Origin of the sequence: Ensifer sp. LC163, assembly GCF_001695855.1 — a bacterium.
In the GTDB taxonomy this organism is placed as follows: Bacteria; Pseudomonadota; Alphaproteobacteria; order Rhizobiales; family Rhizobiaceae; genus Ensifer.
This window is the reverse complement of sequence record NZ_MBSS01000045.1, coordinates 121,356-148,293: the sequence shown is the minus strand read 5'-3', so window position 1 is coordinate 148,293 and position 26,938 is coordinate 121,356. Positions and strand designations below refer to the sequence as shown.

Annotated in this window: 26 protein-coding genes and 1 tRNA gene; 21 read left to right on the top strand and 6 right to left on the bottom strand. The window is 61.5% G+C overall.

The genetic code is table 11. The features are described from left to right. Positions 1-105 precede the first annotated feature (105 nt). The 12 genes from nagZ to BC360_RS25460 all read left to right on the top strand — a co-directional run bounded on the left by nagZ (position 106) and on the right by BC360_RS25460 (position 11,310). Positions 106-1,122, top strand: a complete 1,017-nt coding sequence (gene nagZ, locus BC360_RS25515; RefSeq protein ID WP_065797308.1) for a beta-N-acetylhexosaminidase — start codon at positions 106-108, stop codon at positions 1,120-1,122. 84 nt (positions 1,123-1,206) lie between these two features. Then, complete coding sequence (locus BC360_RS25510) at positions 1,207-2,025, top strand: segregation and condensation protein A (RefSeq protein ID WP_065797306.1); 819 nt, start codon at positions 1,207-1,209, stop codon at positions 2,023-2,025. Continuing rightward, positions 2,018-2,746, top strand: coding sequence for an SMC-Scp complex subunit ScpB (gene scpB / locus BC360_RS25505; RefSeq protein WP_065781179.1), 729 nt, complete (start codon positions 2,018-2,020; stop codon positions 2,744-2,746). Before BC360_RS25510 ends, scpB begins: the two co-directional genes overlap by 8 nt. A gap of 87 nt (positions 2,747-2,833) precedes the next feature. After that, positions 2,834-3,946, top strand: coding sequence for an ABC transporter ATP-binding protein (locus BC360_RS25500; RefSeq protein WP_065781178.1), 1,113 nt, complete (start codon positions 2,834-2,836; stop codon positions 3,944-3,946). 90 nt (positions 3,947-4,036) lie between these two features. Further along, positions 4,037-4,243, top strand: coding sequence for a twin-arginine translocase TatA/TatE family subunit (locus BC360_RS25495; protein WP_065781177.1), 207 nt, complete (start codon positions 4,037-4,039; stop codon positions 4,241-4,243). 74 nt (positions 4,244-4,317) lie between these two features. Beyond that, positions 4,318-4,983 (top strand): Sec-independent protein translocase protein TatB, encoded by a 666-nt coding sequence (gene tatB / locus BC360_RS25490; RefSeq protein ID WP_065781176.1) that lies wholly within the window; start codon positions 4,318-4,320, stop codon positions 4,981-4,983. Continuing rightward, positions 4,980-5,822, top strand: coding sequence for a twin-arginine translocase subunit TatC (tatC, locus tag BC360_RS25485; protein ID WP_065781175.1), 843 nt, complete (start codon positions 4,980-4,982; stop codon positions 5,820-5,822). Before tatB ends, tatC begins: the two co-directional genes overlap by 4 nt. Before the next feature lie 47 nt (positions 5,823-5,869). After that, the gene (gene serS / locus BC360_RS25480; protein ID WP_065781174.1) at positions 5,870-7,153 is read left to right on the top strand and encodes a serine--tRNA ligase; all 1,284 of its coding nucleotides are present in this window, start codon (positions 5,870-5,872) and stop codon (positions 7,151-7,153) included. A gap of 16 nt (positions 7,154-7,169) precedes the next feature. Next, positions 7,170-7,940, top strand: coding sequence for a 5'/3'-nucleotidase SurE (gene surE, locus BC360_RS25475; RefSeq protein WP_065797304.1), 771 nt, complete (start codon positions 7,170-7,172; stop codon positions 7,938-7,940). Continuing rightward, positions 7,937-8,590 (top strand): protein-L-isoaspartate(D-aspartate) O-methyltransferase, encoded by a 654-nt coding sequence (locus BC360_RS25470; RefSeq protein WP_065781172.1) that lies wholly within the window; start codon positions 7,937-7,939, stop codon positions 8,588-8,590. The genes surE and BC360_RS25470 overlap by 4 nt, the downstream gene beginning before the upstream one ends. Positions 8,591-8,956: 366 nt before the next feature. Next, positions 8,957-9,601 (top strand): biotin biosynthesis protein BioC, encoded by a 645-nt coding sequence (locus BC360_RS25465; RefSeq protein ID WP_065781171.1) that lies wholly within the window; start codon positions 8,957-8,959, stop codon positions 9,599-9,601. Positions 9,602-9,753: 152 nt separating this feature from the next. Continuing rightward, positions 9,754-11,310 carry a LysM peptidoglycan-binding domain-containing M23 family metallopeptidase gene (locus tag BC360_RS25460; protein WP_065781170.1) on the top strand — a complete coding sequence of 519 codons (1,557 nt, stop codon included), beginning with the start codon at positions 9,754-9,756 and terminating at the stop codon, positions 11,308-11,310. 7 nt (positions 11,311-11,317) lie between these two features. Here the strand turns inward: BC360_RS25460 and BC360_RS25455 are convergent, their stop codons facing one another. Next, the gene (locus tag BC360_RS25455) at positions 11,318-12,187 is read right to left on the bottom strand and encodes an ATP-binding protein (protein WP_065781169.1); all 870 of its coding nucleotides are present in this window, start codon (positions 12,185-12,187) and stop codon (positions 11,318-11,320) included. 239 nt (positions 12,188-12,426) lie between these two features. Here BC360_RS25455 and yajC point away from each other — a divergent pair, with 239 nt between their 5' ends. The 5 genes from yajC (at position 12,427) to BC360_RS25430 (ending at position 17,295) form a co-directional block, all read left to right on the top strand. Further along, the gene (yajC, locus tag BC360_RS25450; protein WP_065781168.1) at positions 12,427-12,762 is read left to right on the top strand and encodes a preprotein translocase subunit YajC; all 336 of its coding nucleotides are present in this window, start codon (positions 12,427-12,429) and stop codon (positions 12,760-12,762) included. 50 nt (positions 12,763-12,812) lie between these two features. Further along, the gene (gene secDF / locus BC360_RS25445) at positions 12,813-15,383 is read left to right on the top strand and encodes a protein translocase subunit SecDF (protein WP_065797302.1); all 2,571 of its coding nucleotides are present in this window, start codon (positions 12,813-12,815) and stop codon (positions 15,381-15,383) included. A gap of 1 nt (position 15,384) precedes the next feature. After that, entirely contained in the window at positions 15,385-15,771 is a 387-nt protein-coding gene (locus BC360_RS25440; RefSeq protein WP_065781166.1) for an Mth938-like domain-containing protein, read from the top strand. Between the two features lie 22 nt (positions 15,772-15,793). Further along, positions 15,794-16,636 (top strand): phytoene/squalene synthase family protein, encoded by an 843-nt coding sequence (locus BC360_RS25435; protein ID WP_065797301.1) that lies wholly within the window; start codon positions 15,794-15,796, stop codon positions 16,634-16,636. A 191-nt stretch (positions 16,637-16,827) separates the two neighbouring features. Further along, positions 16,828-17,295, top strand: coding sequence for a hypothetical protein (locus BC360_RS25430; RefSeq protein WP_065781164.1), 468 nt, complete (start codon positions 16,828-16,830; stop codon positions 17,293-17,295). A gap of 114 nt (positions 17,296-17,409) precedes the next feature. On the opposite strand, the gene trmFO is transcribed toward BC360_RS25430, so the two are convergent. The 3 genes from trmFO to BC360_RS25415 all read right to left on the bottom strand — a co-directional run bounded on the left by trmFO (position 17,410) and on the right by BC360_RS25415 (position 19,666). Beyond that, positions 17,410-18,828, bottom strand: a complete 1,419-nt coding sequence (gene trmFO / locus BC360_RS25425) for a methylenetetrahydrofolate--tRNA-(uracil(54)-C(5))-methyltransferase (FADH(2)-oxidizing) TrmFO (protein WP_065781163.1) — start codon at positions 18,826-18,828, stop codon at positions 17,410-17,412. Positions 18,829-18,937: 109 nt separating this feature from the next. Next, a complete protein-coding gene (locus tag BC360_RS25420) occupies positions 18,938-19,081 on the bottom strand; it encodes a DUF1127 domain-containing protein (RefSeq protein WP_065781539.1) in 144 nt (47 codons plus the stop codon). Between the two features lie 441 nt (positions 19,082-19,522). Further along, positions 19,523-19,666 carry a DUF1127 domain-containing protein gene (locus BC360_RS25415; protein ID WP_065781538.1) on the bottom strand — a complete coding sequence of 48 codons (144 nt, stop codon included), beginning with the start codon at positions 19,664-19,666 and terminating at the stop codon, positions 19,523-19,525. Positions 19,667-20,600: 934 nt separating this feature from the next. Between BC360_RS25415 and BC360_RS25410 the strand changes: the two genes are divergently transcribed. The 4 genes from BC360_RS25410 to tig all read left to right on the top strand — a co-directional run bounded on the left by BC360_RS25410 (position 20,601) and on the right by tig (position 24,229). Then, positions 20,601-21,710 (top strand): DUF2157 domain-containing protein, encoded by a 1,110-nt coding sequence (locus BC360_RS25410; protein ID WP_065797299.1) that lies wholly within the window; start codon positions 20,601-20,603, stop codon positions 21,708-21,710. Further along, entirely contained in the window at positions 21,707-22,300 is a 594-nt protein-coding gene (locus BC360_RS25405) for a GDYXXLXY domain-containing protein (protein WP_065781536.1), read from the top strand. Before BC360_RS25410 ends, BC360_RS25405 begins: the two co-directional genes overlap by 4 nt. Before the next feature lie 186 nt (positions 22,301-22,486). Further along, positions 22,487-22,571, top strand: a tRNA-Leu gene (locus tag BC360_RS25400). Between the two features lie 179 nt (positions 22,572-22,750). Further along, positions 22,751-24,229 carry a trigger factor gene (tig, locus tag BC360_RS25395; RefSeq protein WP_065797298.1) on the top strand — a complete coding sequence of 493 codons (1,479 nt, stop codon included), beginning with the start codon at positions 22,751-22,753 and terminating at the stop codon, positions 24,227-24,229. 105 nt (positions 24,230-24,334) lie between these two features. Here the strand turns inward: tig and BC360_RS25390 are convergent, their stop codons facing one another. Together BC360_RS25390 and sthA are read right to left on the bottom strand one after the other, a co-directional pair. Beyond that, positions 24,335-25,144 carry an endonuclease/exonuclease/phosphatase family protein gene (locus BC360_RS25390; RefSeq protein ID WP_065797296.1) on the bottom strand — a complete coding sequence of 270 codons (810 nt, stop codon included), beginning with the start codon at positions 25,142-25,144 and terminating at the stop codon, positions 24,335-24,337. A gap of 190 nt (positions 25,145-25,334) precedes the next feature. Next, on the bottom strand, positions 25,335-26,741 hold the full coding sequence (gene sthA, locus BC360_RS25385; protein WP_065781534.1) for a Si-specific NAD(P)(+) transhydrogenase: 1,407 nt from the start codon (positions 26,739-26,741) through the stop codon (positions 25,335-25,337). Between the last annotated feature and the right edge of the window lie 197 nt (positions 26,742-26,938).

Sequence of the window (26,938 nt, the reverse complement as noted above, 5' to 3'; positions counted from 1 at the left end):
TTTGCGCGTCATATTTGACGCGCGGCGCTGTAGTAGTCTGTGCATGACGCGCACGGACAATTATTCTCGCTTCGCTGCGGGCAAGCCGCGCACTATGCTTTTAGGATGAGCGAATCAAAAGCATTTATCTCCGGCTGCAAGGGTCTTTCTCTTTCGAGCGAAGAGCGCAGCTTCTTTGATGGCGAGCGACCCTGGGGCTTCATCCTCTTTGGCCGCAACATTGGCGAGGAACAGCAGATTTGCGATCTGGTCGCGGCTCTGCGTGACAGCATCGGCAATCCGGCTGCACCTGTGCTGATCGACCAGGAGGGCGGGCGCGTTCAGCGCATCCGACCGCCGCTTGTTCAGCAATATCCGAATGGCGCGGCGATCGGCGAGATCTACCGCCGCGATGCCGAGGGCGGTCTGCGTGCGGCCTGGCTGATGGGGCGGCTGCACGCCTTCGATCTGATGCGCTTCGGCATCACGGTCGATTGCCTGCCGGTGCTCGACGTTCCGGTACCCGGCAGTCACGATGTCATCGGCAATCGCGCCTACGGGCACGACCCGCACAGCGTCACGGCGATCGGCCGCGCGATGGCGGAAGGCCTGAAGTCCGGTGGCATGCTGCCAGTGATGAAACATATGCCCGGTCATGGGCGCACCTTCGTCGATTCTCACCATAGCCTGCCTGTGGTCAGCGAAACGTTCGACGAGCTTGCCAAGAGCGACTTCCTGCCCTTCATCGCGATGAAGGACGAGGCCATGGCCATGTCGGCGCATATGGTCTTTACGGCAATCGATCCGGACAATCCGGCGACGACTTCCGCCAAGGTGGTGCGCGAGATCATCCGCGGCCATATCGGCTTCAACGGATTGCTGATGTCCGACGACGTCTCGATGAATGCGCTGGCCGGCGACATGACGACCCGCGCTCGCAACATCATCGACGCCGGACTTGATCTCGTCTTGCATTGTCATGGCATAATGGACGAGATGAAGGCTGTAGCGAATGTCGTGCCGGTTTTGGCCGGAGAGACATTGCGCAGGGCAAAGGCCGCCGAGGCCGCCTTCCGCAAGCCCGACAATGCGAACGAGCAGGAACTGCGGGCCGAGTTCAACGGCCTGTTCGCGACGGTTTGAGGACGGGTACGGCCGGCGGGAAAGGATCGGGCTGTCGTGAGCAATGCGGGTGAAAAGCAGGGCAGGTCCGGTCCTAAAGCGCCGATGGATCCCTTGTGGCAGGACGAGACCGCGGAGCGGGGGCTGCACGAAGAGGCGTTTGTCATCGACATCGCCGGCTTCGAAGGCCCGCTCGATCTGCTCCTCCATCTTGCTCGCAGCCAGCGGGTCGATCTTGCCCGCATCTCTGTGCTGGCACTGGCGGAGCAATACATCGCCTTCGTCGAGCGCGCGCGCAGCATCCGCATCGAACTGGCTGCCGACTACCTCGTCATGGCGGCTTGGCTTGCCTATCTCAAATCGCGGCTGCTGATCCCGCAACAGGCGAAGGATGACGGCCCCTCGGGTGAGGAGATGGCATCGGCGTTGGCGTTCCGGCTGAAGCGCCTCGAAGCCATGCGCGAGGCCGCGACCCGGCTGATCAATCGAAACCGCCTCGGCCGCGATGTTTTTGTGCGGGGCGCGCCGGAGCACATCGTCACAGAGCGGAAGTCGGACTACGACGCTTCGCTTTATGATCTGCTGACCGCCTATGCGAGCTTGCGCCAACGGACGGCGATTACACAGGTAACGATCGAAAAGCGTCATGTCTGGTCGCTTGCCGATGCGCGATTGATCCTAGCCCGCATGACCGGTCACCTCGACGATTGGACCGCGCTCGACCACTTCCTTCTGCGTTACATGACGACGCCGAAGGAGCGGGCGACGGCCATCGCCAGTTCCTTTGCCGCCTCGCTGGAGATGGTGCGCGAGGGACGCTTGGAAATCCGCCAGGAAGAAGCGTTCGCGCCGATCTATCTGCGGCGCGGGCCAAACCCGATCGATGCGGCGACGCTCGCCGATATGGAGGCAGCCCGTGGCTGAGCCGCAGAAATATTTGCCTGATGTGGCAGATGAAGACAGCGAGAATGACGGCCCGTTGCTCGATCCGCGCGTGGAACAGGAAGCCGAGCGGATTGCCGAAGCTTTGGTGTTTGCCTCTGCTCAGCCGGTCTCCGAGGCCTATATCGCCAGCCGCCTGCAACGTGATGCCGATGTCCCGCGCATCATGGCGCGGTTGAAGGCGCTTTATGCCAGCCGCGGCGTCAACCTGGTGCAGGTGGCGGATCACTGGGCGTTCCGCACCGCTGCCGACCTTTCCTTCGTCGTTCAGACGGACGAGCAGGAGGTGCGCAAGCTGTCGCGCGCCGCGCTCGAAGTCCTGGCGATCATCGCCTACCATCAGCCGGTAACCCGCGCCGAAATCGAAGACATTCGCGGCGTGCAGACATCGAAGGGCACGCTCGATGTTCTGATGGAAGCCGGCTGGGTCAGATTCCGCGGTCGCCGGCGTACGCCCGGGCGTCCGGTCACCTTCGGAACGACACGTGATTTTCTCGACCACTTCGGCCTGGAGGAACTGCGTGATCTGCCGGGGATCGAGGAGTTGAAGGGAGCGGGGCTTCTCTCCGGCCGCGTTCCGTCCAATCTGCATATTCCCGTGCCCGTCGGCGAGGACGACCTGGCGGAAAATGAGGATCCGATCACCCAGCTCGATCTCGAAGAACTGGGGCTCTTGACTCCAAAGGGCGAAGAGGCCGATTAAAAACCTGATTGGAGATATCGGCTTTCTCCATCGAGCCTGCACCCGGTATGGTCGCCGTGGTGCCACCGGTGTCAAGGAATACGCAGCATGGCTTCAGATACGCAGGACAGGCCCGTCATGGCAACGCGACGGACGGCGGGCGTATCTTTCGCGGCGAGCCTGACATTCGAGGATATTCACCACAACTACCATTCCAAGGAGACGATCAAAGGCGTCAGCCTGGCGGCCAAGGCGGGTGAAGTTCTTTGCCTGCTCGGTCCCTCCGGTTCAGGCAAGACGACACTGCTGCGGATCGCCGCTGGCATCGAGATGCAAAGCGCCGGCCGCCTGTTGCTCAACGGCCAAGAGATTTCCGGCCCGTCGACCTTCCTGCCGCCGGAAAAGCGCGGTGTCGGGCTGATGTTCCAGGACTTTGCGCTGTTTCCGCACATGACCATCCGCGACAACGTTCGTTTCGGTTTGACCGCGCTTCCCAAGAAGGAGGCGTTGATCCAGGCTGATGCGGCGCTGGAGCGGGTCGGTCTGTCGCACTATGCCGACCGTTATCCCCATGTGCTTTCAGGTGGGGAGCAGCAGCGCGTGGCGCTCGCCCGTGCGCTCGCCCCAAGGCCGGCGGTGCTGTTGATGGACGAACCTTTCTCCGGGCTCGACTCGCGGCTTAAGGATTCAATCCGCGCCGATACGCTCGCCATCCTGCGGGAGACACGTGCCACCGCGATCGTCGTGACCCATGATGCCGAAGAAGCGATGCGCATGGCTGACCGGATCGCTCTGCTCAAGGACGGACGCCTGGTCCAGGTCGGCACCGCGGACGAGCTTTATCGCAAGCCACGGGACCTATTTGCCGCCGGTTTCTTCTCGGAAATCAATGTGTTCGATGCCCAGGTGCGCAACGGCCGTGTCGACACGCCGCTCGGCGGCGTGGAGGCAGGCAAGTATCGCGATGGGCAGCGCCTGTCCGTGGCCGTCCGGCTTTCGGGCCTGCATGTCGGCAAGGACGAAGGCGATATACAGGCGCGGATCGTCTCGCGGCGTTTCATCGGCGTCGTCGAACTGCTCGAACTGGCTGTGCAGGGCTGCGACGGGACCGTGCGCGCGCGTATCCGGGCGGACCAATTGCCGCAAGGATTGCGCGATGTAATGCTTTCAGTTAACGAGCGGGATATATTGCTGTTTGAAAAAGACGCCGTGAGCCCTTAGGGTCTTTCGCGAAAGGGGCGTGCGGTCCGTACGCCCGAAAATTGACACGTGATAGGGCCTAAATCGGGGAAGGCTCAGAGGAGTAAGCACATGGGTTCCTTAAGTATCTGGCACTGGCTGATCGTTCTGGTCGTGGTGCTGTTGTTGTTCGGTCGCGGCAAAATTCCGGAACTGATGGGCGACGTTGCCAAGGGCATCAAGAGCTTCAAGAAGGGCATGAACGACGACGACGTCGCTTCGGCCGACAAGTCGCTCGACGGCAAGACTGTCGATCACAAGTCTGACGAAGTTCGCTAACGATCGAGCATCGATAGGGCCGGGCTGGGATTATTTCCCGGCCGGCCGCATCACGGGTTTGCAGGACATATCGAATGCTTGATATCGGCTGGACCGAGCTAGTCGTCATTGCCATCGTACTGATCGTTGTTGTCGGACCGAAGGATTTGCCGCCGATGTTGCGGGCCTTTGGCCGGATGACGTCGAAGCTGCGCGGCATGGCATCGGATTTCCGCCAGCAGTTCGACGAAGCGCTGCGCGAGGCCGATCTCGAAGATGTCCGCAAGACGATCAGCGACGCACAAAGCCTCAACCCGGCAAATGCGCTGCGCGATGCGATGAACCCGCTGCGCCAGATCGGCAATGAGATCAAATCCGATCTCCAGAAGGCGGCATCGCCGGACAAGGTCCCCGCAGCTGCGGCAGAACCACCGGCATCCTCCGTAGAGCCGGTTACCGCCGTGCCTGCGGTCGAGGCAAAGCCGGCCGACAGCGTTGCGGCCGCGGCGATCGGTTCCGCGAGCCGGCAGATGCAGCGTGCCGAAGCGGCTGAGCCTGCCGTAAAACCGAAGCGGGCGACGAAGGCCAAGACCGACGCCACGCCCACGGCCAAGAAAGCCACAGCGCCCAGGGCAGCAGCCGGGACCGCCGTGGCTAAGCCTGCAGTGGCCAAGCCCGCCATGAAGAAGGCGGCGGCCGAGCAGCCGAAAGAAAAGACCCAAAAGACACGCGCGGCGACGCGCAAGAAAGGTGACGCATGAGCGGCGATATCGAGGACCGGCCGCAGCCGCTGATCGAGCATCTGATCGAGCTCCGGAAACGGCTGATATGGGCCGTTGGCGCGTTCTTCATCGCCTTTCTCGTTTGCTTCTACTTTGCCAAGGGTCTCTTCAACCTGCTGGTGCTGCCGTTCAAATGGGCGGTTAGCTGGGCCGGGATGGAGCACCGCAATGTCGAACTGATCTATACCGCGCCGCAAGAATTCTTCTTCACCCAGATCAAGGTGGCGATGTTCGGCGCCTTGGTGATCGCCTTTCCGGTGATCGCATCGCAAATCTACAAGTTCGTCGCTCCCGGTCTCTACAAGAATGAGCGTGCGGCGTTCCTGCCGTTCCTGATTGCCTCGCCGCTTCTGTTCCTGCTTGGCGGCGCGCTGGTCTATTTCTTCTTCACGCCAATGGTCATGTGGTTCTTCCTGGCGATGGAGCAGGGCGGTGATGAGGGCCATGTGGCGATCCAGCTTCTGCCCAAGGTCTCGGAATATCTGAGCCTGATCATGTCGCTGGTCTTTGCCTTCGGCCTCGTCTTCCAGCTACCGGTGATCACCACGCTTCTGGCCCGCGTCGGCTTCGTGAGCGCACAGGGCCTTGCCGAGAAGCGCAAATACGCGATCGTGATCGCCTTTGTCGTCGCGGCCGTGCTGACGCCACCGGACCCGGTCTCCCAGATCGGCCTTGCACTGCCAGCCATCCTTCTCTACGAAATTTCGATCTATACGGCGCGACTCGTCGAAAGACAGCGGGCAGCGGATGCGCTCAAGCGTGAGGCCGCCCAGTCGCAGGAAGAATCCTCCGAAGAGGTTGGCCCCGCAAAGGGCTGAGCATTCGACGGTTCCGCGCCGTGACCTGAAAAACGCGTGGAACGACAATGCTTGATATCAAATGGATCCGTGAGAATGCCGATGTGCTGGACGCCGCCCTGGCGAAGCGGGGCGCGGAACCATCGTCCGCGTCGCTGATCGCCATCGACGAACGTCGCCGTGCAATCCTTCAATCGCTGCAGGACATGCAGTCGCGCCGCAATGCGGCGTCGAAGGATATCGGCGCGGCCATGGCCCAGAAGAACAACGAGCTTGCCGAAAAGCTGAAGGCCGAAGTTGCCGAGCTGAAGAACTCGATGCCGGCGCTCGAGGAAGAGAGCCGCCAGGTCGAGGTCGAACTGAACGACGCCCTGTCGCGCCTCCCGAACATCCCGCTCGAAGACGTCCCGGTCGGTTCGGACGAGGCAGGCAACGTCGTCACGCGGGTGATCGGTGCCAAGCCAACCTGGAACCACCAGCCGCGCGAGCATTTCGAAATCGGCGAGGCGCTGGGCCTGATGGACTTCGAAGGAGCGGCGCGCATTGCCGGATCCCGCTTTACGATCCTGAAGGGCCAGCTTGCCCGGCTCGAACGCGCGCTCGGCCAGTTCATGCTCGACCTCCACACCCAGGAGCACGGCTATACCGAAGTCCAGCCGCCGCTGCTGGTGCGTGACGATGCGATGTATGGCACCGGGCAGCTGCCGAAATTTGCCGAAGACCTGTTCCGCACCACCGATGATCGCTGGCTGATTCCGACGGCCGAAGTTCCCCTGACCAATATCGTGCGCGAGCAGATCCTCGATGGCGAAAAACTGCCGCTGCGCTTCACCGCGCTGACGCCGTCCTTCCGTTCGGAGGCCGGTTCGTCGGGGCGCGACACGCGTGGCATGCTGCGCCAGCACCAGTTCAACAAGGTCGAACTCGTTTCGATCACCGACGCCGAGACGTCAGTTGCCGAGCACGAGCGCATGACTGCCTGCGCCGAAGAGGTGCTGAAGCGTCTGGGCCTGCACTACCGCGTGATGACGCTCTGCACCGGCGACATGGGCTTTGGCGCCCGCAAGACCTACGATCTCGAGGTCTGGCTGCCCGGACAGGATACGTACCGCGAAATTTCGTCCTGCTCGGTCTGCGGCGATTTCCAGGCGCGGCGCATGAACGCGCGCTACCGCAACAAGGAAGACAAGGGGACAAGGTTCGTTCATTCGCTGAACGGTTCCGGCGTTGCCGTCGGCCGCGCCCTGATTGCCGTTATCGAAAACTATCTGAACGCCGACGGCTCGGTCTCGGTGCCGGACGTCCTGGTTCCCTATATGGGCGGCCAGAAGCGTATCGAAAAAGCTGCCTGACGGGAAAGAAGTCGCAATGCGGATCCTGCTGACAAACGACGATGGCATCCACGCAGAGGGCCTTGCGGTCCTCGAGCGGATCGCCAGGACGATTTCCGATGATGTCTGGGTGGTGGCGCCCGAGGCGGATCAGAGTGGTCTCGCCCATTCGCTGACGTTGTCAGAACCGCTGCGCCTGCGCCAGATCTCGGAGAAGCGTTTTGCCCTTAGGGGCACGCCGACGGATTGCGTCATCATGGCCGTCCGCAAAGTGCTGGACCGCAAGCCGGATCTCGTCCTGTCCGGCGTCAACATCGGCGCGAACATGGCCGACGACGTCACTTATTCCGGTACCGTCGCCGGTGCGATGGAGGGAACGCTGCAGGGCATTCGCTCCATGGCCCTGAGCCAAGCCTACAGCCATGTCGTCGGTGAGGCCGTTGCCTGGGACGTGGTAGAACGGCATGCGCCTGCGTTGATCCGCAGCCTGCTGGCGGTTGACCTGCCTGATGGTACGTTGCTCAACCTCAACTTTCCGAAATGTTCGGCCGACGCCGTCGCCGGCACCGAAGTGACCTCGCAAGGCAAGCTCGATTTTGGTCTGACGATCGACGAGCGTTCCGACGGTCGCGGGTTTCCCTACTTCTGGCTGCGCTTTGGCGAGCGGTTCGGTGATTTCCGCGCCGGTACCGATATCCACGCGCTGCGCGAAAACCGGATCTCTGTGACCCCGCTCAAGCTCGACCTGACCGACTACACCGTGCAGGACCGTCTGGCACGGGCCTTGAGCGAAGGGACCGTCGTTTGAGCGGACGTGTTTCGGAACAGGAAGGCTTCGCGGCGATGGTTCTTCGGCTTCGCGCCGAGGGCATCAGCAACCAGAGCCTGCTGAACGCTGTCGAGCAGACGCAACGCGGCCATTTCGCGCCGCCGCAGTTCCAGGCGGAAGCCTACTCGCAAAGGACGATCCCGCTCGAGTGCGGTTCGTTCATGGAAGGCTATGATTTTGCCGTGCGGCTGCTGCACTGCCTCAATCTCAAGTCCGGCCAGCGTATCCTCGAAGTCGGCACCGGCAGCGGCTTTACCGCCGCCGTCATGGGCCGCATCGCCGAGCGCGTGCTGACGATAGACCGCTACCAGACGCTCGTCGCTACCGCGCAGAAGAATCTGGAAAAATCAGGCGTGCGCAACGTCATTGTTCGGCATGCCGATGGCAGCGCCGGCGTGCCGGGTGAGGGCACGTTCGACCGCATCCTGATTACGGCTGCTTTCAACAGCCTGCCGCGCATGTTCTCCGACCATCTTGTTTCCGGCGGAACGCTGGTCGTTCCGATCATGATGAGCGAAACGCATTGTCGGGTGGTGCGTGTCAGCCGCACCGGTAGCCGCTTCGACCGCGAGGATCTGTTCGAAGCGCCTTACCTTCCGATCGTTCCGCAACTGGCGTCTTACCTCTAAGCTCGCCATTCCAGTCTCCCTGGGACGTCACGCTGCGAAAGCTGGCCTCATCCAGCCGCGCCACGCATCCAACCCTTCACCCCGAACGCGGGCGCGGTCGAGACGCGAGCTGCTATGCCCGCGTCTCGACCGCGCAAACCAGCCTGAGCGGTTTGCGGCCCCGGGTTCATCTTCGTGGCCGCGTGAAGCCGGTGGGCGATTGCGCGCCAAGGGCGGTCATTGGTTAACAAAACCCTAACCGCGCCAGTTTCGCGCAAGCTTTGCGCCATACGCCTTCGGCTGCACGAAAGGTCTGGCCTTGCGAGTCGCTGAATTTCTATGCGGCTCGGAAAGGTGACTTGGTCGTGCGGTTGACGGAGACGGCACATGCAGATCGCGAACAGGCTGACGACCGCGACATCAGGCGACGGGCTGGGCAACCTTGCCGGTCGTACGGCGGGGCAATCCGGGCCAAGCGGCAAGGATGAAAGTGCAGTGCAGGCGCTGCAGGCAACTTTCTTCGATCCGACGCCACGGATTTCGCTTTCCGCCGATGCGTTGCTTTACCTCAGCCAGAACAAAAGATCTTCTGACGGGCAGCCCGCTCTGACGCGCGACGAATGGAACAACCGCTTGTCGCCGCAATTGGCGTTGCGGGAACACCAGGCTTTTGGAAAGTTCCTCGAGACCGGCGATCACCGCGCGTACTACAAGGGTTTCATCGAGTACTACGATGGCCTGCGATCGGAAGACCAGGACAGCCTGCGCTATTTCGGAACGCGTGAGGCGGCTGTCGCCGGACTGCGCTCGCTCGAATACGATCAGGCAGGCGGCCTGGAGGGCGAGGCGACCTTCCAGACGCTGGTGAGCGTGCTCCTTGAGGAAGACAAGACCGCACAGTCGGAAGCACCAGCCTCACCGGCGGGACGCCAGATCTTTGCCTGGGACCTGACGAGCATCAGCTATGAGGACGAGCCGACCGAGCGGCGCGCCGTCTCGGAAATCGAACGCCTCTATTCCGAACTGATCTAGGCTCTGTGTGCGCTCATTGCCCGGGCCAGGCATCGCTCTATGGTTAGCATTCTGTCAAACTAGGGCTTTGGTGGTGCCGACCTTAACCGTGCGGTAACTCTAATACGCTTTAATCATCCCACATCGAGTTGCGTTCGGAGTGGGTAAGCGTCATGCGTCAGTTTGTATCTCCCAAGGTTGGAAAGTCCACGATCCGCCTGTGTGCAGCAGTTTTGCTGGCAGGTGTCGCCACAGGCTGCAGCTCCGACGCCAGCCGTTTCGACGGCTTGTTCTCGCGGTCGGACACGCTGACGACCAGCTCAATTCAAAGAAATACGACACCGGTGCCGCGCGGCGACGTCGCCAACGGCCAGATGGCTGTGGTTTCGCCGGCCGACACGCGCAACTCGGCGCTCGGTCAGCCTTATCCCGCGGCAAACGGTGCGTACGACCCGGTCAATACGGCGTCTACACCGATGTCCAGCGCACGTGCCGCCTCGACGCCGATGAACGTGCAGCGTTCAACGCTTGCAGATCCGACTGCCGTCTCCAGCCGCCGTGTCGATCCGCAGCCGTTCCCGGCGGCACGCCAGGTCGAGCAGGCCTCCACTGCCACGCGACAGGCATTGCCTGCGGCCGTCAATGAGGCGGCGAGCAAGAGTGGCTGGACGACGCAGAACGCGCCTTCGATCATGGTTCGCCAGGGCGACAGCGTTGCCGTTCTCTCCAAGCGCTTCGGTGTTCCGGAAAAGGAAATCCTGAAGGCTAACGGCTTGAAGACGGCCGGACAGGTCGAGCCCGGCCAGCGCCTCGTCATCCCGACCTTCGGTGTTGCGAGCAGCGCTGCGAAGGCTGCTGCCTCCAACACGATCACCGACCTGGATGGCAGCAAGCGTCAGCCATCACCCTTACCGACCGATCAGCGTGATGTCGCGATCCTGCCGGGCCAGTCGCAGTCTCGCGAAAAGAGCGAAAGCAAGACGGATGTGGCGGCAGGCAAACTCGCCACGACAGGCGAGGGCAGCGGTGACGGCTCATACACCGTCAAGCCGGGCGATTCCCTCAATCGCATCGCCAAGGCAACGGGTGTCTCGGTCGGCGCGCTCAAGCAGGCCAACGGCCTGACGGCAGAATCGATCCGTGTCGGCCAGAAGCTGACGCTGCCGGGTGCCGCAGGCGCCGCGACCGATCAGGTCAAGACGGCATCCGTTCCGAACAAGAAGGCTGAAGGTCAGGTGGCCGCGCTCGACAAGAACAAGCCCGCCGAGTACCAGCCTCCGGTCGCAAAGCAGAGTGTTACCGAGGTCGCCAGCAAGACGGCCGACGTTGACGAGGAATCGCCGAAGTCGACGGGCATCAGCAAGTATCGCTGGCCAGTTCGCGGTGCAGTCGTCGCCGGCTACGGCGCCAATGTCGATGGCAACCGCAACGACGGCATCAACATCTCCGTGCCCGAGGGGACGGCGATCAAGGCCGCCGAAAACGGTGTAGTCATCTATTCCGGCAGCAGCCTGAAGGAACTGGGCAACGCCGTCCTCATTCGTCATGACGACGGCACGGTCACGGTTTACGGCAATGCGTCCGAACTGAAGGTCCAGCGCGGTCAGAAGGTGCAGCGCGGCCAGACGCTCGCCGCATCCGGCATGACCGGCCGCGCAAGCCAGCCGCAGGTCCACTTCGAAGTGCGCAAGAACGCCAGCGCCGTGAACCCGGCAACCTTCCTGGAATAGGTTGGTATTAGCCGTCCAGCCGGTGGCGCAGGCGGCCGGCCAGATCCTGAATGAACTGCCAGGCGACGCGGCCGGACCTTGCTCCCCGCGTCGTCGACCATTCCAGCCCATCGGCGTGCAAGGCCTCCTTGTCAACAGCCAAGCCGTAATGGGCCGCGTAGCCGTCGATCATCGCGAGATAGTCTTCCTGGCTGCATTTGTGGAAGCCGAGCCACAATCCGAAGCGATCCGACAACGACACTTTCTCCTCGACTGCCTCCGACGGATTGATGGCTGTCGACTGTTCGTTTTCCATCATGTGCCGCGGCAGGAGATGGCGTCGGTTCGATGTTGCATAGAGCAGCACGTTCGTCGGCCGCCCCTCGACACCGCCGTCGAGCACGGCCTTGAGCGACTTGTAGGACGTGTCGTCATGGTCGAAGGAAAGGTCGTCACAGAAGACGATCACCGGCACCGGCGCCGATTTGAGTATTTCCATCAGTGCGGGCAGCGTCGCGATATCCTCCCGGTGAACCTCCACGAGCTTCATCGCGACACCCGCATCCCGTGCGATCTGCGCATGAACGGATTTGACCAGCGAGGATTTTCCCATGCCGCGCGCGCCCCACAGAAGCACGTTGTTTGCCGGATAACCTTCGGCAAAGCGCAGCGTGTTGTCGACCAGGATGTCGCGCACGTGGTCGACGCCGGTGATCAGCGACAGTTCGATGCGGTTCGGCCTTTTGACCGGCTGCAGATGATGGCTTGCCGGCGCCCAGACGAAGCACTCTGCAGCGTCCCAATCGTTGGCGGCGGGAGCGGGACCGGCGATGCGTTCGATCGCCGCGGAAAGCTTCTGCATTTCCTTGATGAGAACGTCGATCCTTGTGTCACCCATTTGTCCATCTCCGCTTGCTGAATCAGTCACTTGGCTTCGGTTTAACCGGGTAGCACGCAGGTTTGCGCTGGAAAAGGCCGCACCGGGCGGGACAGGGGGTTCTCCTCTTGCACAATTTATGTCAGAGGCACTGGAACGGATACGGGTGCCGTCGCTTTGCATTGCGGCTGCGCGCCCTTATATTCCGGCCGATTTGGCGCGGAGGAACCGCCGCATATTTTGAACTCAAGGAGTGATCGATGTTCATTACCGAAGCTTTTGCGCAGACAGCCGGCGCCCCGTCGACCGGCGGCGCGGACATCCTTATGTCCATTCTGCCCTTCCTGCTGATCTTTGTTGTCATGTATTTCCTGATCATTCGCCCGCAGCGTGCGCAGATGAAGCGCCGCGAAGAGCTGCTGAAGAACATCCGTCGTGGTGACCAGGTCGTGACCGGCGGCGGCATCGTCGGCAAGGTGACCAAAGTCGTCGACGACAGCGAGCTGGAAGTCGAGATTGCGGAAGGCGTCAAGATCCGCGTCGTTCGCAGCGGCGTGTCGGAAGTTCGCGTCAAGGGCGAACCCGTAAAGGAATAATAGAAGTCCAGCCACAACCGGGAGTATCCGGGTCACGGAGCGTTTGAGGCATGTCCAATCTGAAGCCGTTGAAAAGCGCTCTTGTTTGGCTGGCAGTGCTTTTGGGTGTCGCGTTTGCGATGCCGAACTTCCTGACGAAGGAATGGGCGGATGCGCTGCCTTCGTGGCTGCCGCACCGTCAGGTGGCGTTGGGGCTCGACCTCCAGGGTGGCTCGCACTTCATGTTGCAGGCCTCGCGCGAGGATATCCTCGCCGAGCGGCTTGAGGCAGTGACAAATGATGTCGGCAAAGCGCTGCGCGATGCCGACATTGCCTATATCGGCCTGTCGGGCGCGGCGCAGCTGATCTCGCTGCGGGTTCGTGACCGGGCCAAGTTGCCGGCCGCGCGCGCAGCGCTCGCGCCGCTCATGACGCCGGTTGAAACCGGTGGACTGGTCAACGACGAAGTGACCGAACTGGCCTTCGACGGCGCTGAGGAGGACGAACTTGTTCGTCTGCGCCTGAGCGACGACGGTATCGACTACCGGATGTCGCAGGCTCTGGGACTGGCGATGGACGTCGTTCGGCGCCGGATCGCCGAAGTCGGGGTAGCAGAGCCCCTCATCCAGCGCCGTGGCGGTGATCGACTTATCGTTCAGGTGCCGGGTCTGGCGGATCCACAGCGCCTGAAGGACCTGCTCAGCCAGCGTGCCCGCGTTTCCTTGCAGATGCTGAACACTGCCGTACCCGTGGAGCAGGCCATCGATGCGCAGCCGCCCGCCGGCAGTGAAGTGCTTTACTCCTTCGACGATCCGCCGGTCCCCTATCTCGTCGAGAAGACGCCGTTGCTGTCGGGGGAGGATTTCGCTGGCGCGCAGCCGGAGATCGACGCCGCAAGCGCCGAGGCATCGGTCGCCATCAAGCTGACACCGGCGGCAACCGGCCGCGTCGTCGCGCTTCAGGCCACGGGCGCCGACCAGAAGGTTGCGATCATTCTCGACGACCAGGTCGTCGCAACGCCGAAGCTTGGCGATGCCGTGAAGGGCGATACGGCAATCATCGCCGCCGATCTGCCGGAGGAGGGTGCCGGCGACCTCGCAGCTCTCGTCAGGACCGGACCGTTGCCGGCGACGTTGACAGTCGTCGAGGAGCGGACTGTTGGCCCAGGCGTTGGCGATGATGCGATCGGTGACGGTCTCAAGGCCGGCTTCATCGCTGCCATTGCTGTCGCCGCATCGATGGTCTTCTTCTACGGTGTCTTCGGTATCTTCGCCGTTGCCGCCCTGGCCGTGAATCTCATCTTGATCATTGCCGTGCTTTCGCTCACCGGCGCGACGCTGACATTGCCGGGCATTGCCGCAATCATTCTGACCATTGGCGTCGCCGTCGACTCCAACGTGTTGATCTACGAGCGCATCCGCGAGGAAGCACGGGGCGGTCAACCGTTGGTCCAGTCGGTCAACAAAGGCTTCGCGCGCGCCTTCAGCAGCCTTTTCGATGCCAATCTGACGATGCTGATTGCCGGTGCGATCCTCTTCTACCTTGGCTCGGGCCCCGTGCGCGGCTTCGCCGTCACGCTTGCGATTGGCAGTGTCACGACATTGTTCACCGCCTATACGGTCACCCGCAGGATCGCCAAGGCCTGGCTGCGCGGCTGGAAGGCCCAGCATCTGCCGAAGGGCATCCGCACGGGCCGCTTCAGCGATCTCGACATCCGCTTCATGGCGATCCGAAATCCGGTCTTCATCGTCATGGCGGCGCTGTCGGTCGCTTCCGTCGTGCTCCTGGCCAGCCTCGGTCTCAATTTGGGCGTCGACTTCAAGGGCGGGTCGATCATCGAACTCGAAGGTAAGGCCGGCAACGTCGATATCGCCGATCTGCGCGTGCGGCTTGATGAGTTGAACCTCGGCGAGGTTCAGGTGCAGCATCTGGGTTCCGGTAACGATGTTCTCGTGCGCGTCCCGTCGCAGGAGGCAGGTGACAATGCCGAGCAGACCGCGATCGGCGTCATCCGCGCGGAACTCAGTGATGAATATGCGTTCAAGCGCGTCGAGGTCGTCGGTCCGGTGGTATCGGGCGAATTGACCCGTGCCGGCACAATTGGTCTTGCCGTCTCCTTTGCCGCGATCCTGCTTTACGTGTGGCTGCGTTTCGAATGGCGCTTCGCACTCGGCGCGATTGTGGCGACCCTGCACGACGTGCTGCTGACGATCGGTTTCCTTGTTGTAACCGGCATCGAGTTCAATCTCGGCAGCATCGCTGCCGTCCTGACCATCGTCGGTTATTCCTTGAACGATACGGTCGTGATCTATGATCGTATCCGCGAGAACCTCAGCCGTTATAAGAGGATGCCCCTGTCGGTGTTGATCGACGCTTCGATCAACCAGACGCTTTCGCGCACGATCCTGACTGCGCTGACGACCGGACTGGCCCTGGCGGCGCTCTACCTCTTCGGTGGCGGTGTTATCCGTTCTTTCAGCGTTACCCTCTTGTTTGGCGTCATCGTCGGCACGATCTCTTCGATCTATATCGCTGGTCCGATCCTCATTCTTTTCCGCAAGCGGACGGACCATTTCCAGGGCGGGGAGAATGCCTCCGGCCCGGGCGCCGGAGCGGCGCAAACGACAAAGGGTTCAGTCTGAAATGCCTAGGGGTATCGAGATCCGCGAAGCGCATTTTCCGGGGCGCGCCCCGATCGACGCCTACGGCAATGGCGGCTTTCGGTTTGCCGACATGTCGCATCGAGGCTCCGTGCTGATGCTGCCCTCGGGCGTCTACGCATGGGACGTGGTCGAGGGTGATCCGTTGGCGGTCGAAAAGTTCCAGCGGGTGCTGGACGAGGCGCGTGACATTGAGGTGTTGCTGGTCGGCACCGGCCGGGATATCCGGCCCTTGCCGGCCGAGTTGAAAGCCGCCCTGCGCGCATCGAATATCTCGTCTGACCCGATGAGCACCGGAGCTGCGGTCAGAACCTACAACGTGATGCTGGCCGAATCGCGGGCGGTCGCCGTCGCGCTGATTGCCGTCTGATCGCGACCAGGGAAAGACTTGCGTGCAAGACCTCGACATCCAGATCCTGACCGACATCAGGGACACTGACCGTGACCGTTATCTCGCCTGCCTGCTGGCGCCTGTAGCCAGCCAGTCGTCGCTCGCTCCGCTCTATGCGTTCAACGCCGAACTCGCCCGCATTCGCGATCTCGTGCACGAACCGATCCCCGGCGAAATCCGCATGCAATGGTGGCGCGAATTGCTGGAAAATGAAGATGCGACCGGCGAGGGGCATCCGCTCGCGCGTGCGCTGCTCGATTGCATTCGTAAGCATCGACTACCCATCTCGGTGTTTCAGAACATGATCGATGCGCGGATCTTCGATCTCTACGATGATCCGATGGAAGACAGGGCGGCGTTCGAAGGTTACGCCGGAGAGACGGCATCAGCGCTGATCCAGCTGTCATCGCTCGTCCTCGATCCGCAGAACGCTGCAGAATCTGCCGAGGCTGCCGGTCACGCCGGCGTCGCCCAGACGGTCGCAGGTCTGCTCCTGCTCCTGCCGCAGCATTGCCGCCGCGGCCAGGTCTATCTTCCGGCCGATCTCCTGAGGGCAACCGGCCTCGACCGGGAAACGCTGCTCGCTGGAGAGGACCTGGAAGCGATCGGGCGGGCGATCCGGGCCTTTACCGGCTTCGGCCGCGACCATCTGGCCAAGGCACGCGCCCGGCTCGACACGATCTCGTCCGACAATTTCGCAGCCTTCGTTCCGCTGGCACTCGCCGAGCCGATCTTTGACCGGGCAGACGCCGTTGGAGCAGAGCTGCTGCGCAATCCGATCAGGCCGACGCAATGGCGGCGACAGTGGTGGATGTGGTGGGCGAGCAAGCGCAAGCGGTTCTAGTGCTTGGCGGTCGAATCTGCTTAGCATTTCGGACAATTGTCCCTATGAAAAGCTGAGGCGCTTCACTTGAACCCCTGCGCGGCGTCTTTTGGGGCCGCGGGTTTGGCGGCCGGCTGGTCAAATTGGCGCAAGGCTCGCATCGTATAGACACAGTCTAGCGACTCAATGCCCACTGAGGGGGTGCCCGTCTGATGCTCTGGCTGCTTTTCATCATCGTCGTCATTCTCGCCGGCGCCTTCTATATGTGGATGAACGCGCGGGCAGAGCGGGATTGGGACGATCCGGATGCCGGTTCGGCGATGGTCGAGTTCGGGCGTGCCTTTCCGGACGAAGCGATCCGTGCACTTCACTCGACGGCAGACCGGAAGGCGATTTTCCTGCGGCTGCATGACGGCAAGGCCGGTTTCATTCAATCGCACGGCACGCACTATGTCTGCCACGTCATTCAGCCGGGCAAGGTCCGGGTCAACAGTTCCGACAGCGGCCGTGGCCTGATCGTCCATTTCCCTGATTTCGCCTATCTCGACAACGCGTTCGAGTTTCAGAACGCCAGCGAAGCGGCCGAGGTGTCGCTGTGGCTGCTGGGCAGTTTCAGCCCGAGGTCAGAATTCACTGCAGAGGAGGCGGGCGCGCCGTCTTCGGCGCAGGCGAACGAATAGGTCGCCGTCAGTCGAGCCGATCACGGCCGACCGTCATCTGATCAACATAGGCTGCAAAGGCAGGGCCGCCGGCAATCCGGTGTGATTCCGGCTTGCCTTGCGGATGTTTGACTCTCAATCCGTGCCGTTCAGCCAGGCGGCGCAGTCGCCGAGCGCGCGGGCGGCAGTCGCCTGCTTCTTCGCTGCGGCCTTTTCCTTGCCGCGGAAGCGCTTTGCCCCTTCGGGCTTGGTGATGGCGCCCGGTTCCAGCGGCGGGAACAATCCGAAGTTGACGTTCATCGGCTGGAACGAACGTTTGCCCGGCTCGTCGTCGGAAACGATGTGACCGCCGGTGATGTGGTTGAGCAGCGCGCCGAAGGCTGTCGTTGCCGGCGGCGCGACCAAAGGTTCACCCTTGCGCTCCGCTGCGGCGAACCTCCCGGCCAGCAAACCGATGCTTGCGCTCTCGACATAGCCCTCGCAACCGGTGATCTGGCCGGCAAAACGCAGGCCCGGCCGCGACTTGAGCGTCAGCGTTCCGTCGAGCAGGGTGGGCGAGTTGATGTAGGTGTTGCGGTGCAGGCCCCCGAGGCGCGCGAACTCCGCATTCTCGAGGCCCGGGATCATCCGGAAGACCTCCGCCTGCGCGCCGTACTTCAACTTCGTCTGGAAACCGACCATGTTGTAGAGCGTGCCGAGCGCGTTGTCCTGGCGAAGCTGGACGACGGCATAGGCCTTGACCGTCGGATTGTGGGCGTTGGTAAGCCCCATCGGTTTCATCGGCCCGTAGCGAAGCGTCTCGCGTCCGCGCTCTGCCATCACCTCGATCGGCAGGCAGCCATCGAAATAGGGCGTGCCTTCCCACTCCTTGAAGCCGGTCTTGTCGCCGGCCACAAGCGCGTCGATGAAGGCGTTGTACTGCTCCTCGTTCATCGGGCAGTTGATGTAATCCTTGCCCGTGCCGCCGGGGCCGACCTTGTCGTAGCGCGACTGGTACCAGCAGATGTCCATGTCGATCGTCTCGGTATAGACGATCGGCGCGATGGCGTCGAAGAAGGCAAGTGCATCGGCGCCCGTTTCCTGGCGGATCGATTCGGCGAGGTCCGGCGCGGTCAGCGGGCCGGTTGCAATCACTGCAAGGTCCCACTCTTTCGGCGGCAGGCCGCGGATTTCTTCGCGAACCACGGTGATCAGGGGATGGCCGGCGATCGCCGCGGTGACGGCGTCGGAGAAGCCATCGCGGTCGACGGCGAGCGCGCCGCCGGCCGGAACCTGATTGGCATCCGCCGCCTTCATGATCAGCGAGCCCGCAAGACGCATTTCGGCGTGCAGCACGCCGACGGCGTTGCTGGTCGCGTCATCGGAGCGGAAGGAATTGGAACAGACGAGTTCGGCAAGGCCGTCCGTCTTGTGTGCATCGGTGCCGCGGACGCCGCGCATCTCATGCAGCACGACCGGAACGCCGGCCTCGGCGATCTGCCAGGCCGCTTCGGAGCCGGCAAGGCCGCCGCCGATGACATGAATGGGAGAGTGGGAAGAGGTGTCTTTGCTCATGGTCGGCTTCCTACCATGCCCGCCCCGTTGTTCCAACCATCGTTGCTATGGGAACAAACGAAAACGGCGCCCGAAGGCGCCGTCTTGGAAGTCTGGTCGTTCGTTCCGATTAACGGAAGGAACGCGATGCAATGTTGCGGATATCGTAGCGGGTGATGCCGATATCATTCAGAGCGTGGTTCGACAGGTTGCCGAGCTCGCTGACGGTGCGGCGGTAGTTGATCCAGCTTTTTGCGATACGAATCGGGTTCATGACTTTTTCCTCAAGAGCGGTTTGTCGCGACAGCCATCTGTCTGCGTCGTTGAGGTTCTTATACGCTTGTCTAATTAGAAGGTGGAGTGCAAAGAAAATGCAGCTGCTATGCATTTGTGCAGTGCATCGCCAAATTGCTGGGCAAGATTTGCGCCCGCTCGAAAATACGCCATCACTTAAAGATTGATTAAAGTGCGGATGTGTCGCGTTAAGGATTTGTAATTGTGTCATTTTCCGCGTGGATGACCGAAGGTGTTGCCGGTGGTGCCCGCTTGAATCCGAACAAGATTGCTTGGCCGTGCGCGGTTCCGGATCGGCGGCGCGCTTTCGCAGTTGCGAAAGCGAATTGGCCCGGTACTTCGACAACGAAAAACGCCCCCCGGAATGAACCGGAGGGCGTTGGTAATGTCCGGCGCGCTGCGCGAAGCAGCGCTCCTGGAATTACTTGATGGCCTGACGTGCAACGTAGGCGATGTCGCCGCGGCCGATGCCGAGGTCGCTCAGTTCACGGTCGCTCATGCGGCCGAGTTCGTTGCAGGTCTGACGATACTTGCGCCAATTGTTGAAAGAGCGTGCGAGGTTCATGATCCTATCCTTTCTAGGGTCGTTTGCCAGCGCTTATCTCTCTGCTGGCCATCATCTGATGTCCCGGAATATAATCGTTTTGAGCAGAAGTTACAGAGATAATGCTGCATCGCACCCATGCAGCTCTTGCAAGCCTCTCTATGGCCGCTGTGCCCGGGCCGTGCGCCCAATGCCGCCACCGAGCCGGTGGCGTGGCGCAGAGATTGTAGAGAGAAGGGGCTGGCTGAATCAAACAACGCCCGCTGGGGGAGGAGGTCCAGCGAGCGTCGTTTTGTTCTGATCGGCAACTGGGAGGAGGAGTGCTGCCGATCCAAATCGAGGGGCGCTGGGAGGAGGAGTGCGCCGCCCCGATCGATGAGTTGAAGATAGTTCAGTCTGCCGAATTTGGGTAGATCGGATGCTTCATGGCACCTATGCGCCTAGAACATATCTCAGTGTCAGATTGAGCGAAATCTGCGCAAAGATTGTGCAAACGCCTCGATCAACTGCGATAAACAAAAGGGAGCCTGAAAAGAATAACGCCCGCTGGGGGAGGAGGTCCAGCGAGCGTCATTGAAGGTGATTGGCAACTGGGAGGAGGAGTGTTGCCAATCGTATCGGAGGGGCGCTGGGAGGAGGAGTGCGCCGCTCCGAATTCCATCGAACTTTCGTCCGGGTCTTTCCCGGCGCTCCGGGGCGGCTGACCATCGCCGCGGGCGTCCGGTTGGCTGTTTGCCTTCGTTCGCCTCTGATGATCTGAACATAGGATGTTTAAATCGATTTGTGCAGTGCAATATCCGCATGGAAGATATGCGCATCGCGCAAGCCGTCAAATCCTGGCAGCGGCAATCGTGGTGCTAGCGATCGAATGGTTGTGTTTTTCCGCGATTGCGTGATTAGGTGAGCATGTCGGGTTCTGCCTTCAAGGGAAGCTCGTCGCAGGAGGTGAGGCAGCATGTATCGCGGGCGTCTTGAAAGGGATTTCAAGCATTGGGTCGGCATGGGGCTTCTGCCAGAGGCGTCCGCGCGTCAGATGCTTGCGGAGTATGATGGCCGCGAATCCACCTTTCGGGCGGGGCGTGTTCTGCTGGTGCTCGCCGCCCTGCTGCTGTCGGCCTCTATCCTGCTGCTGGTGGCGGCCAACTGGGAAGCACTGCCACGTCTTGCACGCCTGATCGGCATTGTCGGCTTGATCTGGGGCTTTCATTTTGCCGGTGCGTTACTTCTGCTGCGGGGCAATGGTGGCTTGGCCGCAGCGGCGCTGGTGCTGGCGGCGATGTCGTTCGGTGCAGGCATCGCGCTTGTCGGGCAGATGTATCATCTCTCAGGGGAGGCCGCCGATGCGATCCTGCTCTGGATTGCCGGAGCCTGCGTGACGGCGCTTGCCTTTCGATCAGCCGCCGTCACGACGGTGTGCGGCGGGTTGGCCTGGGCCTATTTCCTGACGTTGCTGTCCGAGAGCGACCTTGGCGATATTGTCCAGTGGCAGACCTGGCTTGTCCCGGCGCTCGCCGTCCTCGTCGTCGTCTTAGTGCGCGTGACCGATGCAGGGCGCGCACGCCACCTGGCCTATCTTCTGGTCATGGCGTGGCTGGTGTGGCTCTATATCGAGAACCCGTCCTTGGCTTTTGCAGGCGCGCTGGCAGGCGGTGGCATTGTCGCATTTCTCGCGGCAGCGATGCCCGGCTCGCCGCTTCGCCCCATGGCGCTTGAGGCGGGCTCGGCACCTGCATTCTATTCCTTCGCTTTGGCGCTCATCGGTTTCGCGGCGTTGCAGTTCGAGGCAGACGGTTTGATCAATGAAGTGGCCGCCGGTGCGGCTGTGCTCATCGTCGCCCTGCTCGGGATCGCGCTTGCCGGCGCGCAGAATGGGGCAGTGCGCTACCTTGGTTATGCGGCCTTTGCCGGCGAGCTTCTTTATCTCGCGTTCGAGACGCTTGGCTCCATGCTCGGTACGTCGGGCTTCTTCCTGATTTCCGGGTTGCTGGTTGCGGCGATCGCCTGGTTGGTCATCCGGATAGAAGGGCGCTTGATGCGGACGCGACGCGAGGAGGTGTCGCCATGACAGGTATCGCATCAAAGGGCCGCTGGTTACCCCCGCTCATCGCCGCGCTGATTGCCGCCGTCCTCCAGACGGCAGCCCTCGGCTATATGGTCGAAAGCCGGGCATCGATCCTGCGGAACGGCCGGGAAGTCCTGCTGAAGACCGTGCCCGTCGATCCGAGAGATCTGCTGCGCGGCGACTATGTCATCCTGAGCTATGATATTTCCAGGCTGCCGCCGGCGCTTTTCAAGGGCGGATTGCCGACGGAGCCGCAGGAAGCGACGGTCTTCCTGCGTCTTGCCAAACAACCCGACGGCTTCTGGGGCTCGTCCGAGGCCTCTTTCAAGCCGCTTGCGCCAACGGACGACAGCGTCGTTCTTCAATCGCAGCCGTTCACCTATTACCCTTCGTCGAGTGAAAACCCGTCATCGATCAATGTCGACTACGGCATCGAGCGATTCTATGTTCCGGAGGGCGAAGGCCGAGTGCTGGAGCAGGCGCGCAATGCCGAGGCGCTTTCGGTCAGCGTTCGCATCAATGATGCGGGTCGTGCGCAGATAAGGCAGATCGCCGTCGAGGGCACGCCGGTCTACGAGGAGCCGCTCTATTGACCGCCGCTGCGGGATCAAATCGTTCTGTCGTGGGTATCCCGCATTTTCCCTTTGATCCCGCGAAAACGAGTGATATAGAGACGCCGCGCTCGGGAAAGCCCTGAACCTCAGCATGCCCATCTTATCCGCGGTATTTCCGTTGGTTGGTCTTGCGGGAATACGCTCAGTCGGTGCGATTGTCTGAACGCGGGTATGGTGAAATTGGTAGACACGCCAGATTTAGGTTCTGGTGCCGCAAGGCGTGGGAGTTCAAGTCTCTCTACCCGCACCAGGACAATGATCGCGCCAAAAGTCCGGATTCTGCTATGATGAAGGGGGCTGGAGTGCCATTTTGCTTGCAAAACGGTTACGGAACTGCGTAAAGCCACTCCCGGCAAATGGATCGGCTCACGTGCTCGCCAGACCTTTTCAAGGGGAAGAGCACAGTCAACGTGAAATGAAGGTTTGAACATGCAGGTTATCGAAACGCTCGCTCAAGGGCTGAAGCGCGAACTCAAGGTCGTTATCCCGGCCAAGGACATGGAAGCTCGTATGAACGAGCGTCTGGCTGAAGTGAAAGACCGTGTGCGCATCAACGGCTTCCGGCCGGGCAAGGTGCCGTTCGCGCATCTGAAGAAGGTCTATGGCAAGTCGATCATGGCAGATCTCGTCAATGAGATCGTCCGCGAAAAGCCGACCGAGATCCTGTCGGGCCGTGGCGAGAAGTCGGCGACCCAGCCGGAAATCGCGATGACCGAGGACGAGTCCGAAGCCGACAAGATCCTCAACGCTCAGGCTGACCTCGAATTCACCGTCGCTTACGAAATCATCCCGGCGATCGAACTCAAGGACGTCAGCGGCATCAAGGTGACGCGCGAAGTCGTCGAGATCGCTGAAGACGAAGTCAACGAGCAGATCCTGCGTATCGCTGAAAGCGCACGCACCTACGAATCGAAGAAGGGCAAGGCCGCCAACGGCGACCGCGTCACCATCGACTATCTCGGCAAGGTTGACGGCGAAGCCTTCGACGGCGGCAAGGACGAAGACGCAGAACTCGTTCTCGGCTCCAACCGCTTCATCCCGGGCTTCGAAGAGCAGCTCGTCGGCGTCAAGGCTGGCGACGAGAAGACCATTACCGTGACGTTCCCGGCCGATTACCCGGCAGCGAACCTCGCCGGCAAGGAAGCCACCTTCGACATCACCGTCAAGGACGTCGCCTCGGCCCAGGACATTGAAATCAACGACGAACTGGCCACCAAGCTCGGTCTCGAATCGGCTGACAAGCTGAAGGAAATCGTTCGCGGCCAGATCGAGAGCCAGTATGGTTCGCTGACCCGCCAGAAGGTGAAGCGCCAGATCCTCGACCAGCTCGACGAACTCTACCAGTTCGAAACGCCGGAGCGCCTCGTCGAAGCCGAATTCGAAAACATCTGGCGCCAGATCAACACCGACCTGCAGCAGGCCGGCAAGACCTTCGCTGACGAAGAAACCACCGAAGAAGAAGCACGCGCCGAATACCGCAAGCTCGCCGAGCGCCGCGTTCGTCTCGGCCTCGTTCTCTCGGAAATCGGCGAAAAGGCCGGCGTTCAGGTCAGCGACGACGAACTGCAGCGTTCGCTGTTCGAACAGCTCCGCCAGTTCCCGGGCCAGGAAAAGCAGATCCTCGACTACTTCAAGAACACCCCCGGTGCCGCCGCTTCGCTGCGCGCTCCGCTGTTCGAAGAAAAGGTCGTCGATCACCTGCTCTCCGAGATCTCGGTGACCGACAAGACGGTTTCCAAGGAAGAGCTGACGGCTGACGACGAAGAAGCCGAAGGCAAGGCTGCCAAGAAGGCTCCGGCCAAGAAGAAAGCCGCTGCCAAGGCTGACGCCGCTGAAGGCGAAGAAGCTGCTGCTCCGAAGAAGAAGGCTCCGGCCAAGAAGAAGGCTGCTGACGACAGCGCCGAGTAATCACTTCTTCGATTGCTTTGAGATTGAGGCCCTGCCGTTTACGGCAGGGCCTTTTCCGTTGCGGAAATGTTTGTTGGGCGCAGCAGGTGCGGAGTGGGATTTGCTCTACCGAAGATCCAGCAACAACGCGCGATGGTCCGAGACTTCAGGTTGTTCGACTACGTCGAAGCGAACGACGTCGACATCCGGTGTGGCCAGCATGTAGTCGGCGAAACGTCCCGGCTTGCCGTAGTGCGACGTGCGTGTATCGGTGTGGCCGCGGCCGGTGACGAGATCGGACAGGCCTAAAGTGCCGAGTGCCGCAAAGGTTGCGCTATCCGGCAGGACATTGAAATCGCCGCAGACGACCAGCCGTTCGTTTCCGGGCCAAACGCGGCCGACAAGTTGCATCAGAGCATCCGCCTGCGCCTGTCGTTCCGGCGTGTCGCCCTTGCCATTGGTATCCCGTAAGCCGTGTAGCTGAGCGATGGTTATGGAAAAGCCGTCCTCATAGCTGAAGAGGCGGAGGCAATGGGCATTGCGGGCACGCGGATGCGCGCCCCAACCGTCAGGCGAAAACCTTCCATGGACGAAATCGAGCGCCTGGCCGATGACGGGAAGGGATTTGCGCACGAATGTTGCCAATCCGAATTCGGAGTGGATCATGCGATCACCATCGGAGAGCTCGCCTCTCGCCGTCGGGCAGAAATAGCCGTCGTGTTCCGGCAGGGCTGCGCGGATTTCGTCGAAAAGATTGGCGCGTTGCGGCAGCTCGACATCGCGATCGCGGTAGACCAGCCAGTCGGACGTCGTCTCCGGAGAACGCACGACCTCCTGCAGACACAACACATCTGCGTCGACTTCGACGAGGTATGGCAGCAGCGGCGCATGCAGCTTGCCGCCCCAGGCATTCAGGGAAAGGATGCGTAGTGCCATGTTCAAACGCCCGCCGAAACATGCCGCCCGAAAATGCGCAGCGCATTCGGGGCGATATGCGTGAAAACGAAGCCCCAAGCCGATCACTTGATTCCGTTCGCAAGCGAGGAACGTTGGGGATGTCAGGGCAGCAAGGCTATCTGATTCGTGGCGCTTTGTTTGAGGCCGGCCCGGCCGGCCTCGCGGCGTTTTACGCCTTCGGCTTGATCTCGCCCATGCGGTTCCAGGCGTCGAGACCGGCGATCTTGTAGGCTTCGGCAAGCGTCGGATAATTGAAGGTATTTTCGACGAAGTACTCGACGGTGCCCTTGAGGTTCAGCACTGCCTGCCCGATATGCACCAGTTCCGTGGCGCCTTCGCCGATGATGTGCACGCCGAGAAGCCGGCGCGTCTTCAGCGAGAAGATCATCTTCAGCAGCCCGGCTTCAAGGCCCATGATGTGGCCGCGTGACGTCTCGCGAAAACGCGCAATGCCGCATTCGTAGGGGATGCCGCGCTCCTTGACCTCTTCCTCCGACAGGCCGCAGGTCGAAATCTCCGGTACGGCGTAGATGCCGTAGGGGAAGTATTTCTGCGGTTCCTTGGCAATCGCGCCGACGGCGACACGGGCGGCGACGCGCCCCTGTTCCATCGAGGTCGAGGCAAGGCTCGGAAAGCCGACGACGTCGCCGGCCGCGTAAATGTTCGGCACGGACGTCTGGAAGGTTTCCGGATTGACCTTGAGCCGGCCGCGGCTGTCGGCTTCAAGTCCGGCGGCGGGCAGGTTGAGCGTATCGGTCGCACCCATGCGGCCGGCGGCGAACAGCACCATCTCGGTCGTGATCTTGCGGCCGTTGTCGAGCGTCAGCAGCACCTTGCCATCTTCCAGTCGCTCGACCTTTTCGGCCTTCTGGCCGAGGTTGAGCTTCATGTTGCGATCACGAAGCTGGTAGGTGAAATCTTCGACGATCTCCTTGTCGATGAAGTCGAGCATCGTCGTCTTCGGATCGATGACGGTGACCTGGGTATCGAGCGCACTGAAGATGGTGGCATATTCGATGCCGACGACGCCGGCGCCGATCACCGCCAGAGAGCGCGGCAGCTCGCTGATCTCCAGCAGTTCGTCGCTGTCGAGCACGGTCTTGCCATCGAAGGGAATGTAATCCGGGCGCAACGGCTTGGTACCGACGGCCAGCAGAATGCTGACCCCGGTCACCAGCATGCTCTCGCCATCGTCCTTGATCACTTCCAGCGTGTTCGGATCGACGAAGCTCGCTTTGCCGCGCATATGCTGGACGCGGTTTCGTGCGAACTGATGTTCGAGAACTTCGACCTCGTGGTCCAATGTGATGATCAGGCGCTGGCGCAGGTCGTCGGCGCTGATCTCCTGCTTGACGCGATAGGCCCGGCCGTAAAAGCCGCGCTCGCGCCAGCCGGAAAGATTGAGTGCCGTTTCCCTCAGCGTTTTTGAAGGAATGGTGCCGGTGTGCACGGAAACGCCGCCGACGCGTTTGCCCTGTTCGATGACGAGAACCTTCTTGCCGAGCTTGGCGGCCTGGATGGCGCCCCGGCGGCCGGCGGGTCCGCTGCCGACGACGATGAGATCGAACTGGTGCATGGGCATTTCCGTAAAAAGGGAAGAATCGTTGTGCGCTGCGAAAAGTCTCGCTCGCATGCGTCTATATCGTCAATCGCACAGTTTGATGAAGTGGTTTTCGTGTTTGAAACCTGTTGGATGCGAATATGAGGAAATACGCGTATGCTCGATAGGCCAATGGCATGCCGGTCCATCGAATTCATGCGGGCATGGGAGGT

What these genes read in the sequence shown, in the direction of transcription:
- BC360_RS25455 (WP_065781169.1), bottom strand. Translation starts at nt 12,187, where the DNA reads ATGGGTGACACAAGGATCGACGTTCTCATCAAGGAAATGCAGAAGCTT.
- BC360_RS25440 (WP_065781166.1), top strand. Translation starts at nt 15,385, where the DNA reads ATGCCTAGGGGTATCGAGATCCGCGAAGCGCATTTTCCGGGGCGCGCC.
- BC360_RS25410 (WP_065797299.1), top strand. Translation starts at nt 20,601, where the DNA reads ATGTATCGCGGGCGTCTTGAAAGGGATTTCAAGCATTGGGTCGGCATG.
- yajC (WP_065781168.1), top strand. Translation starts at nt 12,427, where the DNA reads ATGTTCATTACCGAAGCTTTTGCGCAGACAGCCGGCGCCCCGTCGACC.
- tig (WP_065797298.1), top strand. Translation starts at nt 22,751, where the DNA reads ATGCAGGTTATCGAAACGCTCGCTCAAGGGCTGAAGCGCGAACTCAAG.
- BC360_RS25430 (WP_065781164.1), top strand. Translation starts at nt 16,828, where the DNA reads ATGCTCTGGCTGCTTTTCATCATCGTCGTCATTCTCGCCGGCGCCTTC.
- BC360_RS25420 (WP_065781539.1), bottom strand. Translation starts at nt 19,081, where the DNA reads ATGAACCCGATTCGTATCGCAAAAAGCTGGATCAACTACCGCCGCACC.
- BC360_RS25390 (WP_065797296.1), bottom strand. Translation starts at nt 25,144, where the DNA reads ATGGCACTACGCATCCTTTCCCTGAATGCCTGGGGCGGCAAGCTGCAT.
- BC360_RS25500 (WP_065781178.1), top strand. Translation starts at nt 2,834, where the DNA reads ATGGCTTCAGATACGCAGGACAGGCCCGTCATGGCAACGCGACGGACG.
- sthA (WP_065781534.1), bottom strand. Translation starts at nt 26,741, where the DNA reads ATGCACCAGTTCGATCTCATCGTCGTCGGCAGCGGACCCGCCGGCCGC.
- BC360_RS25415 (WP_065781538.1), bottom strand. Translation starts at nt 19,666, where the DNA reads ATGAACCTCGCACGCTCTTTCAACAATTGGCGCAAGTATCGTCAGACC.
- BC360_RS25405 (WP_065781536.1), top strand. Translation starts at nt 21,707, where the DNA reads ATGACAGGTATCGCATCAAAGGGCCGCTGGTTACCCCCGCTCATCGCC.
- nagZ (WP_065797308.1), top strand. Translation starts at nt 106, where the DNA reads ATGAGCGAATCAAAAGCATTTATCTCCGGCTGCAAGGGTCTTTCTCTT.
- surE (WP_065797304.1), top strand. Translation starts at nt 7,170, where the DNA reads ATGCGGATCCTGCTGACAAACGACGATGGCATCCACGCAGAGGGCCTT.
- tatB (WP_065781176.1), top strand. Translation starts at nt 4,318, where the DNA reads ATGCTTGATATCGGCTGGACCGAGCTAGTCGTCATTGCCATCGTACTG.
- serS (WP_065781174.1), top strand. Translation starts at nt 5,870, where the DNA reads ATGCTTGATATCAAATGGATCCGTGAGAATGCCGATGTGCTGGACGCC.
- secDF (WP_065797302.1), top strand. Translation starts at nt 12,813, where the DNA reads ATGTCCAATCTGAAGCCGTTGAAAAGCGCTCTTGTTTGGCTGGCAGTG.
- BC360_RS25510 (WP_065797306.1), top strand. Translation starts at nt 1,207, where the DNA reads ATGGATCCCTTGTGGCAGGACGAGACCGCGGAGCGGGGGCTGCACGAA.
- BC360_RS25495 (WP_065781177.1), top strand. Translation starts at nt 4,037, where the DNA reads ATGGGTTCCTTAAGTATCTGGCACTGGCTGATCGTTCTGGTCGTGGTG.
- trmFO (WP_065781163.1), bottom strand. Translation starts at nt 18,828, where the DNA reads ATGAGCAAAGACACCTCTTCCCACTCTCCCATTCATGTCATCGGCGGC.
- BC360_RS25465 (WP_065781171.1), top strand. Translation starts at nt 8,957, where the DNA reads ATGCAGATCGCGAACAGGCTGACGACCGCGACATCAGGCGACGGGCTG.
- tatC (WP_065781175.1), top strand. Translation starts at nt 4,980, where the DNA reads ATGAGCGGCGATATCGAGGACCGGCCGCAGCCGCTGATCGAGCATCTG.
- BC360_RS25460 (WP_065781170.1), top strand. Translation starts at nt 9,754, where the DNA reads ATGCGTCAGTTTGTATCTCCCAAGGTTGGAAAGTCCACGATCCGCCTG.